The organism is Sphingomonas sp. (genome assembly GCF_035944535.1).
In the GTDB taxonomy this organism is placed as follows: domain Bacteria; phylum Pseudomonadota; class Alphaproteobacteria; order Sphingomonadales; family Sphingomonadaceae; genus Sphingomonas_B.
In genome coordinates this window covers 255,237-263,987 of the sequence record NZ_DASZBC010000002.1, presented here as the reverse complement: position 1 = coordinate 263,987, position 8,751 = coordinate 255,237, and the positions used below count along the sequence as shown (strand labels likewise).

The 8,751-nt window shown below is 64.3% G+C and carries 10 protein-coding genes, 2 tRNA genes and 1 rRNA gene; 8 read left to right on the top strand and 5 right to left on the bottom strand.

Annotation, left to right across the window (positions count from 1 at the left end):
• The 3 genes from rrf to VGT77_RS01870 form a co-directional block, all read left to right on the top strand.
• A 5S ribosomal RNA gene (gene rrf, locus VGT77_RS01880) occupies positions 1-109 on the top strand; the annotation flags it as partial.
• A gap of 65 nt (positions 110-174) precedes the next feature.
• Positions 175-251 (top strand) — tRNA-Met (locus VGT77_RS01875).
• Positions 252-428: 177 nt separating this feature from the next.
• Positions 429-1,289: an SMP-30/gluconolactonase/LRE family protein gene (locus tag VGT77_RS01870; RefSeq protein WP_327458992.1), complete on the top strand. Its 861-nt coding sequence runs from the start codon at positions 429-431 to the stop codon at positions 1,287-1,289.
• A gap of 179 nt (positions 1,290-1,468) precedes the next feature.
• Here VGT77_RS01870 and VGT77_RS01865 read toward each other — a convergent pair whose 3' ends face one another.
• Positions 1,469-1,630, bottom strand: a complete 162-nt coding sequence (locus tag VGT77_RS01865) for a hypothetical protein (protein ID WP_327458990.1) — start codon at positions 1,628-1,630, stop codon at positions 1,469-1,471.
• 147 nt (positions 1,631-1,777) lie between these two features.
• On the opposite strand from VGT77_RS01865, the gene VGT77_RS01860 reads away from it, so the two are divergent.
• Complete coding sequence (locus tag VGT77_RS01860) at positions 1,778-2,083, top strand: glycine zipper 2TM domain-containing protein (RefSeq protein WP_327458988.1); 306 nt, start codon at positions 1,778-1,780, stop codon at positions 2,081-2,083.
• A 130-nt stretch (positions 2,084-2,213) separates the two neighbouring features.
• On the opposite strand, the gene VGT77_RS01855 is transcribed toward VGT77_RS01860, so the two are convergent.
• Together VGT77_RS01855 and VGT77_RS01850 are read right to left on the bottom strand one after the other, a co-directional pair.
• Entirely contained in the window at positions 2,214-2,510 is a 297-nt protein-coding gene (locus tag VGT77_RS01855; protein WP_327458986.1) for a DNA primase, read from the bottom strand.
• A gap of 54 nt (positions 2,511-2,564) precedes the next feature.
• Positions 2,565-3,782, bottom strand: coding sequence for a multidrug effflux MFS transporter (locus tag VGT77_RS01850; RefSeq protein ID WP_327458984.1), 1,218 nt, complete (start codon positions 3,780-3,782; stop codon positions 2,565-2,567).
• 114 nt (positions 3,783-3,896) lie between these two features.
• Here VGT77_RS01850 and VGT77_RS01845 point away from each other — a divergent pair, with 114 nt between their 5' ends.
• The 4 genes from VGT77_RS01845 to VGT77_RS01830 all read left to right on the top strand — a co-directional run bounded on the left by VGT77_RS01845 (position 3,897) and on the right by VGT77_RS01830 (position 6,713).
• Positions 3,897-4,865, top strand: coding sequence for an isopenicillin N synthase family dioxygenase (locus tag VGT77_RS01845; RefSeq protein WP_327458982.1), 969 nt, complete (start codon positions 3,897-3,899; stop codon positions 4,863-4,865).
• Between the two features lie 44 nt (positions 4,866-4,909).
• Positions 4,910-4,983 (top strand) — tRNA-Gln (locus VGT77_RS01840).
• A 140-nt stretch (positions 4,984-5,123) separates the two neighbouring features.
• Positions 5,124-6,287, top strand: coding sequence for an OmpA family protein (locus VGT77_RS01835; RefSeq protein ID WP_327458980.1), 1,164 nt, complete (start codon positions 5,124-5,126; stop codon positions 6,285-6,287).
• A gap of 57 nt (positions 6,288-6,344) precedes the next feature.
• Entirely contained in the window at positions 6,345-6,713 is a 369-nt protein-coding gene (locus VGT77_RS01830) for a hypothetical protein (RefSeq protein WP_327458978.1), read from the top strand.
• Positions 6,714-6,719: 6 nt separating this feature from the next.
• Here the strand turns inward: VGT77_RS01830 and VGT77_RS01825 are convergent, their stop codons facing one another.
• Entirely contained in the window at positions 6,720-7,409 is a 690-nt protein-coding gene (locus VGT77_RS01825) for a hypothetical protein (RefSeq protein WP_327458977.1), read from the bottom strand.
• Between the two features lie 77 nt (positions 7,410-7,486).
• Positions 7,487-8,677 (bottom strand): toxic anion resistance protein, encoded by a 1,191-nt coding sequence (locus VGT77_RS01820; RefSeq protein WP_327458975.1) that lies wholly within the window; start codon positions 8,675-8,677, stop codon positions 7,487-7,489.
• Positions 8,678-8,751 lie beyond the last annotated feature (74 nt).

Below are 8,751 nucleotides of genomic sequence, written 5' to 3'. Positions count from 1 at the left end.
GGCCATAGCGTCTGTGACCCACCCGATCCCATCCCGAACTCGGACGTGAAACCAGACAGCGCCAATGGTACTACTGCCTAAGCAGTGGAAGAGTAGGTCGCCGCCAGGCTTTGAAGCCAGCACAAACAAAACCCATTCACATGTCAGCGGGCCTCGCGCCCGCGACGGTCTCGGCGCGGGGTGGAGCAGCCCGGTAGCTCGTCAGGCTCATAACCTGAAGGTCGTAGGTTCAAATCCTACCCCCGCAACCACCGCCGTAGAACTGGCGGAGACCGTCGCTCAAGATCAAGAGAGCGGACCACCCTGAAAAGAGCGTGCCCAGAGCCACGGTTGTCGCGCGAAACGACGTGCTATGCTGCAAGGAGTGGAGCGTTATCGAGGCTGGCGCCGACCGTCGGCGTTCCACGGCATAGCCATTGAGGTGACGGGTGACTGATTGTCGCATCATCGAGCGCGGGGACACCCGGGATATCCTCGGCGAAGGATTGCTATGGTCCGCGAGAGAAGGCGCGGTCTATTGGACCGACATCCTGGCTCCTGCTCTCAACCGGCTGGTGCTGGCGACAGGCGAGGTCACTCGCTGGCCCATGCCGGAGATGATCGGCTGGGTCATAGAGCGGCGGCACCGGCCAGGCTTTATCGCGGGGTTCAAAAGCGGGTTCGCCGAGCTGACGCTCGATCCGGTCGAGGTCAGGCACATCGACTGCCCCGAACCTCATGAGCCTGGGAACAGGCTCAACGACGCCAAGGCAGATCGCTGGGGACGCATCTGGGCCGGCACCATGCCGATTGCGGCCGACCGGCCGTCGGGAGGACTTTACCGCCTCGATCCCGATCACCGCATCCATACCGCCGACACCGGATACACGGTCGCGAACGGCCCCGCGATCAGCCCGGACGATCGCTGGCTCTACCACACCGATACGGCTGCCGGCCTGATCTATCGCTTCCCGCTGTCCGAAGAGGGCCTTGGAGCCCGCGAAGAGTTCATCCGCTTCGAGAATGACTGGGGTTCGCCCGATGGCATGACCGTGGACGCTGCAGGAGGGCTGTGGGTGGCCCATTGGGGCGGCTCACGGGTGACGCGGTTCACGCCCGAAGGCGAAATCGACAGGGCTATCCGACTTCCTGCGTCACAGATCACCAATGTCTGCTTTGCGGGTGCCGGACACGACCGGATGTTTGTAACCTCCGCCGCGCTCGACAGGCTCGACGAGCCGTTCGCCGGCGCCTTGTTCGAAGTCGATGCCGGCGTGCGCGGCCTCGCGCCAGAGCAGTTTGCAGGCTAAAGGGATGGGGTTGGCCGTTGCATCTACGGCGGGAGGAAAGCAGACCGGGCCGCCGCAAAACGCTATTGGCAGTGCGATTGCCCGATGGGTAGACCCGCCTGAGTTTTCCTTACGCCACCCCGCCCATTCTGCTCAAGCGGCGCAGCTGATTTCCTGTGCCGCAATCCGCTTCGTCTGCCTCAGGCGAGCTCGTCTTCGCGCACCCGGCCGCTCAATCGCGCCGCGGCGCCTTCCCAATCGCCGCGGCGCACGGCGCGGCGGCGCGCGATTAGCGTGATGAGACACAGTGCGCCGGCCGCCTGCATCAGGCTCATCGGATCGGGAAGGGGAAGAGTGAACATTCGGCGCTCCTTGCGGCTTTCCTGCCACAGCAGGGTAAAGCGCGGCTTAGCGGCGAGGGTTAACGCTTGTTGTTTTCTGTTCATGAAACCGGGTCCGAACAGGGCGCGTTTCAGGCCGGGATCGCAACGAACCGAAAGGATGTTCCCGTGCGCAAGATCATGTTCGCGCTCAGCGCCGCGGCACTGGCCGTGCCCGCCGCCACCATTCCGACCGACAGCGCCGAAGCGCAATACCGCACCTGGCGCGGTAAGGACGGCCGGACCTACTGCAAGCGCCCCAATGGCACCACGGGCCTGATCGTCGGTGGCGCAGTCGGCGCGCTCGCCGGCCGTGCGATCGACGGCGGCAACAACCGCACGCTTGGCACTGTTGCCGGCGCGGCCGCCGGCGCCTTGCTCGGGCGCGAGGTGCAGCGGAGCAGCGCCCGCCAGCGTTGCGTGCGCTACCGCTAAGTCACCGGATCACGCGTCGCCGTCGGGACCGTCCTCGGTCTCGGCGGCGTCGTCAGTGTCGGCGTCTCGGCCTGCACCCGCCGGCCCCTGATCGCCATAACCCGGAGCAGTCGGCGCCGGGCTCTTCTCCTCAGATCTCGTCGTTGAGGTCATCGCCAAGCTCCGCGTCCACATCGCCGTCGAGCATATCGTCGCCGAGATCTTCAGGCGACAGGATCGTCATCCCCAGCGCATCCACTTCTTCGGGCAATATTTCGGACGGGCGGTCATCCTCGACGAAATCCTCGCCGCGGTCGCGCGCCATGTCGGTCAGCAACAGCCCGTCGGTCGGGCCTCCGCCTTCATATTCGTGCAGCTCGGCACGCTGGGATTCGTCCAGCCCTTCAAGATCGCCGTCGGTCGCTCTCGGTTCAACCCGCCCTTCCATCGCATCCTCCATTCAACTGATGGGGAAACGGTTGCCGGGGATCGTCGGTTCCTGTCAGCGTCGGCCGAACAGGCGGCCGCGCTCCGCAAAAGCGACGGCTAGGACCGCGCCCAGGCCGCACAGGGTGAAGCCGGTATAGAGCGGAACCGTGGTGCCATCGAAGGCATAGCCGATCACGGTGCCGATCATCGTGCCGACCACCGTCTGCAGAAAGGCCTGAACGCTGGACGCGGTACCGGCCAGATGCCCCATCTCCTCCATGGCAATCGCCCCGAAATTGGCGCCTGCCAGGCTGAAGCAGCACATCATCGCTGCCTGGAGGACAACGAAGCTGGCCAGTGTCTCCCAGCCCACCAGCGCCACGCCGAGATGCAGGCCGGCAATCGCGACATAGGCTATGATCGCGCGGTGCGAGACGGCGCGGGTGCCGAGCCGCACGACCATGCGCGAGTTGAACAGGGAGGCGATCGCCATCGGCCCCGCCATTGCCGCAAAGACGAGACCGAACAGATGAGCGGCGCGAAACTCGACCTCTAGGATTTGCTGAATCGACAGGAGAAAGCCCATCAATCCGCCCTGGAGCAGTGTGGAGGCCGCTGTGTAGCCGATGGACAGGCGGTGGGTGAGCACGAAGCGAAAGCTTTCCGCGATTCGCCGGAAGCTGAGCGGCAGCCGCTTGGCAGGATCGAGCGTTTCCGGAAGCCTGGTGCCCGCCCAGATGAGCAGCAACAGGCCCGCGGCGGCCAGCATGCCGAAAATCCAGCGCCATGGCGCCATCCAGAGGATCAGCTGGCCAAGATTGGGCGCCAGTATCGGCACCACCATGAACACGATGGAGATGAGGCTCATCGTCCGCGCCATCTGGTCACCCGAGACCCGATCGCGCACGATGGAGGTGGTAAGAACGCGCGAAGAGGCGGTCGCCAGGCCGGCCGCGATCCGAGCGGCGATCAGCAATGTGTAGGTGGGGGATAGCGCGGCGAGCAGGTTCAGCGCCACGCCGATGCCAAGGCTCGTCAGCAGCACGGGGCGGCGTCCAAACCGGTCGGCCAGAGGTCCGTGGATCAACTGCCCGGCACCGAAGCCGAGCATGAAGGCGGCAATGACCCATTGCCAATCGCTCGAGCGAGCGACGCCGAGATCGGTGCCGATCGCCGGCAGGGCAGGCAGCATCGCATCGATCGACAGCGCTGTCATCGCCATCAGCCCGGCCATCAGCGCGACGAACTCGCGAAAGCCGAGCTTTGGCTTCGATGTCAGGGGAGCATGCACCGGGGCCAAATGGCGCTCCGCTTGGTCCGACGAAAGGGCCGGACACGCCTTTTTCTGGAACGTCAGCGAAAACACGGGCTTGGGCGGCCCGCCCGCCTGATCTAGAGCGGGGACATGCTCGACACTCCAACTCCCACGCTCGACGCCCTTTCGCTCGAGATGCAATCCGGCGATCCCGATAGCTTCGCGCAGGCTTTCGGCACGTCCTTCCAGCGCTATGGCTTTGGCGTCATCAAGGACCATGGCATCGATGCCGCGCTGATCGACCGTGCCTGGTCGCTGACCAAGGCCTTTTTCGACCTCCCCGTGGAGGTGAAGAAGAAATATCACCTTGCCGGCAAGGCGGGTGCACGCGGCTACACGCCGTTCGGTATCGAGACTGCCAAGGGCGCGACCGAGAACGACCTAAAGGAGTTCTGGCATGTCGGTCGCGAGCTGCCGGAAGGGCATCCTTATAGCGACGTCATGCCGCCCAATCTATGGCCGGCGGAAGTGCCGGACTTCCGCGAGACCTTCCTTGCACTCTATGCCGAGTTCGACCGGGTCGGCGCGAAGCTCCTGTCGGCGATTGCACGCTATCTGAAGCTGGAGCCCGACTGGTTCGTCGGTCCGGTCCGCGACGGCAACAGCGTGATGCGGCTGCTCCATTACCCGCCGGTCTCTCCCGAAGCGCCGGGCGTGCGTGCGGGCGCGCATGAAGACATCAACCTGATCACCTTGTTGCTGGGCGCCGAAGAGGCGGGGCTGCAGTTGCTGGACCGCGACGGGCGCTGGCTTGCTGTGTCGCCGCCTGAAGGCGCGCTGGTCGTCAATGTCGGCGATATGCTGCAGCGGCTCACCAACCACGTGCTGCCGTCGACCACCCACCGCGTGGTCAACCCGCCGCCCGAACGCCGCGGCCTTTCGCGCTATTCGATGCCCTTCTTCCTGCATCCCGCGCCCGATTTCGTTATCGAGACGCTGCCCGGCTGCATCGGCGCGGACAATCCGAACCGCTATCCCGAGCCGCTGTCGAGCCAGGAATATCTGAACCGAAGGCTGCGCACATTGGGCCTGCTGAACGACGGCGGCCCCGCCGGCTAAATTTGACAGGGCGATCCCGAAAACCTAGATCGCCCGCCTCTCGGTGCCCCGTCGTCTAAAGGTAAGACTACGGACTCTGACTCCGTCAATCGAGGTTCGAATCCTCGCGGGGCATCCAGCCTTATCATTGCCGACCGCAAGCCAGCAGCGTATCTGGTCAGGCATGGGGGGCGATATCAAACACGTCTGAAGTGCCATCTGGCAGTCATTTTCTGCTTGGCAACGGTCGGGCCTGCAAATGCCCGCATCATCGGTGGAATGATCACCTTCGTGTCGGGTCCCATCGGCGCTTCTTATCGGCCCGGACGGTTGGTAACTCAAGATCAAGTCTTTCGGCTGGGGCCGACTGACAAGATAACCTTCCTGACCGACAACGGCACGCGTCACATTGTTGGACCCCGAGTGTTCCGACTGAGCGATCCGAGCATGCGCGCCAAGGACACTGTTCCGGACCCTAGACCGACAGGGAGTCAGATGGTGCCTGCCGCGGTCACCGGAGCCGATCGTAGCCAAGAGATTATCTGCGAACTCACAGGCGATTGCGATGCACCCGTCATGGTTGCCGAAGCTGATCTGGTAGATCTGGCTACAGCAGGCTTCAGCTTCACACGACCCGGAGCGCCTCAGCCTTCTCGAACCGGGCGACCTGCCGCTGTTGCTTCGCGCTCACGAGCCGCAGCAGCAAGCCCATCATTGCGGCGCCCCGACAAAGCTATTCAGCGCATAGCTTCTGAGATGCGTGTCACATTTGCGCTCGGCTCGGCCGAAATCATTCCGAGCAGCCGTAACGAGATTCAAGCTTTCGTGAAGGCGCTCCAATCACTGTCGCTGATCGGCAAACGCTTCCGTGTCGAAGGACATACTGACGGTACCGGCAGTCCTGAAGCCAACAAGCGCCTCTCGCAAGCTCGCGCCGAAGCGGTTGCGGCGATGCTGAAGGCCGAGGGTGTTTCGGCCGACCGCATCGAGGTTAAGGGCTATGGCTCCGATAACTCGCTTCCTGGGGTGCCCGCCAACGACCCTGAAAATAGGCGCGTGGAGCTTGTGCCGGTCGATCCACCGCCAGCAAGAATGAGTCAGCTGAACGAGGGCGACCTGGGGGCTTCCGGTCCGTTCTGCGATGCCGGAACCGGCACCGTGTGGTTGCGCTATGACAGCTCTTCAGCCCTCAACCTGCGCTTGAGGGACGGAAGCGGCGAGGTGAGTCATGTTCTGGCGCCGGGAAGCGGTGTCTTCTCCTGGAAGGTTCAGCCCAGAGCTGACGGAACAGGCGAGGTGATCGTCTCGGATGCGAACGGCATGCGGCCGCCGCTAAAGGTGTTCTCGATGAGCTCGTCCGTCCAGAACATGGCAGAACTGATGGCGCAGATGAAAAAGCTCGGCTGCAAAGTGGGCGAATTTGGAGACGTCCCGACCCCGTGAGGCGGCTTCCCTTGTGCTGACGCAAAGCTATGCTCTTGCGGTTAAATGGGGGAGCATATGGCGACGGCGTTTTTTTCGGCATTGGCCAAGGTGCCATGGGCGCAGGTGATCGAGCTGGCGCCGGGGCTGGTCGACAAGGCGCAAAAGCTAGCGCGGGATGTGCGCGGCGGCAGCACGACCCTGCTCATTCCGGCGCAGCCCGACCCGCTGGTTTCCCTCAAATCGGAAGTGTCGCGGCTGACGGAAGAATCCTCCGATCTGCGCCGCGATCTGGGCGGGGCGAGCGAGCTGCTGACCGACCTCGCTCGCACCAACCAGCTGCTCGTTGCCAAGCTGACCCAGTGGCAGCAATGGTTTTGGGGACTGGCGGCGGCGAGCGGCGTTTCGCTGCTGATCGCCGTGGCGGCAATCGCCCGGACCTTCTAGCTTGAGTCAGGCGCCTTCGGGGTCGCCCCTGTACTTCAGCTCCAGATATTTGCCCTGGGTGGCGAGTTGGTCGAGGTGGCCGCTGGCGAGCTGCTCGGTCATGCGGCCGAGTTCGCTTTCAACCAGGCGCAGGCCGTCGAGCAGCTGTGAATCGGGGCCCTGGCGGCGGAGCTGTTGCGGCACGCGTTGATAGCCGCGGACAAGCTCAGGCAGTTCCTCGCCGATAAGGCGGCGGACTTCGGCCGCGGCGGGCTCGCGCTCGTCGAGATGCTGCACGCAGGGCGCCAGGCCTTCCAAGCGGACGCCGATCTGGTCGATCAGCCGGTTGGCGGGCGCGGGCAGCGCCAAGCGCTGGCTTTCGAGCCATTGCTCGGTGCGGGCGGGCAGTGCCTTCAGCGGCACTTGCGGCAGTTCTTCGGCCTTGGCGGCGGGTTCGGCGGTGAACAGAATGACGCCCACCCAGGCGAGCATGACGGCCAGGGCGACCGCCATCACGCCGCTCGCGCCGATCGGGCTGATCATGCCCCAGACGATCGCTCCGACCAGGATCGCGAGCGTCGCAAAGAACATGCGCCGCATCATGCGCACCGCACGGGCGCGGCGCCTTTCGCGCCGCCGGCGGGCAGCGGCGCGGCCCTCGGGCGAGGCGCGGCGCATCAGCTCTTCGGCCTTCGAAATGATCAGGTCGGAGTCCATAAGCCCAGTCTTACCCGTTCGCTTCGAGCGAAGTCGAGAAGCGCATCTCGACTTCGCTCGATACGAACGGCGTGGATTCAGGCATCCAAAGGCTGGAGCGGCGAGCTTTGGCCCTGCTCGGCACCTTCTGCCCGCGCGATATAGCCGCGCGATTTCTCCACCTCGGTGGAGAGCGCGTTGACCGTGGTCTTCATCGAGGCGAGCGCCTTCACCTTGAACGTGTCGATCGAGTCCATCGTGTCATAGACATTCTGGAAGGCGCGGCTGAGCACCTCCAGCGGGATGGTCGAGGACGCCGCCTGCTCGTGAATCTGCGCCGTCTGCGTCTTCAGCAGCTTGCCGGTCGAATCGATGATGTTGGCGGTGGTCGTGTTCAGCGCGGTGATCTGCTCCAGCACCAGTTTCTGGTTGGTCAGCGCCTGCGCGACAGTCACCGCGGTGCGCAGCGCCGAAACTGTGGTTGTGGAGGCGCGATCGACGCCCTTGATCAGCTCGACATTATTCTTCTTGACCAGGTCGAGGGCGAGATAGCCCTGCACCGTCACGGCCATCTGGGTCAGCAAATCCTGGGTGCGCTGGCGGACATAGAAGAGCGCCGTTTCCCGGATCGCCTTGGCCTTGGCGGGGTCGGTCGCGTCCAGCTCGTTGGCCTTTTCCTCCAGCCGCGCATCGAGCTGCTTCGACATATGGATCATCTGCTCGAGCCGGCCCATTGCGGCCCAAAGCTTCTGCCGCTCGACCGTGATCGCGGCATTGTCCATCAGCAGCTCGTCCTTCCCCTTGGCGAGACGGCTGAGGATCGCGGCGATATGGCCTTGCGCAGAGCTGTAGCTGTCGAAATAATTGCGCAGCTTGTTGCCGAACGGGATGATGCCGAACAGCTTGCGCTTGGTGAACAGGTCGCCGCGGCTGGACGGATCGAGATCCTCGATCGTGCGGCGCAGCTCGGCCAGGTCGGAACCCACGCCGGATTCCTGATCCATCGCGCGCACCGGGCGGTCGAGGAAGCGGTTGCTCTCTCCGGCCGCCGCGCGGATCTCGCGCTGGCCCAGGGCAGTGATCGAGTCCACGCGCTTGCCGAACTCGGGTGAGTTCACGTCCTGCGCGATCAGCTCGTCGACGAAGCTGTCGACGCGCTTTTCGAGCTCCGTCTTCTGCTTTTCCTCGAGCGGGACGAGACCAGCCGCCTTTTCCGGAGCGACGACGGGGACGGGGTCTGGCGGCGTGAGGACGAGGCCGCTCTCTTCAACCGTGGCTGTACTTGCCATGTGCTTCTTCTCCTGCCCCTTGCGCGCTTGAGATTAGAGGCGCGGGGCCGGGGTTCAAGCGGCATTCGCGGGAA

Excerpts from the sequence above, each read along its gene's own strand:
- VGT77_RS01865 (WP_327458990.1), bottom strand. The coding sequence starts at position 1,630 with ATGTTCACTCTTCCCCTTCCCGATCCGATGAGCCTGATGCAGGCGGCC.
- VGT77_RS01855 (WP_327458986.1), bottom strand. The coding sequence starts at position 2,510 with ATGGAAGGGCGGGTTGAACCGAGAGCGACCGACGGCGATCTTGAAGGG.
- VGT77_RS01845 (WP_327458982.1), top strand. The coding sequence starts at position 3,897 with ATGCTCGACACTCCAACTCCCACGCTCGACGCCCTTTCGCTCGAGATG.
- VGT77_RS01835 (WP_327458980.1), top strand. The coding sequence starts at position 5,124 with ATGATCACCTTCGTGTCGGGTCCCATCGGCGCTTCTTATCGGCCCGGA.
- VGT77_RS01830 (WP_327458978.1), top strand. The coding sequence starts at position 6,345 with ATGGCGACGGCGTTTTTTTCGGCATTGGCCAAGGTGCCATGGGCGCAG.
- VGT77_RS01825 (WP_327458977.1), bottom strand. The coding sequence starts at position 7,409 with ATGGACTCCGACCTGATCATTTCGAAGGCCGAAGAGCTGATGCGCCGC.
- VGT77_RS01820 (WP_327458975.1), bottom strand. The coding sequence starts at position 8,677 with ATGGCAAGTACAGCCACGGTTGAAGAGAGCGGCCTCGTCCTCACGCCG.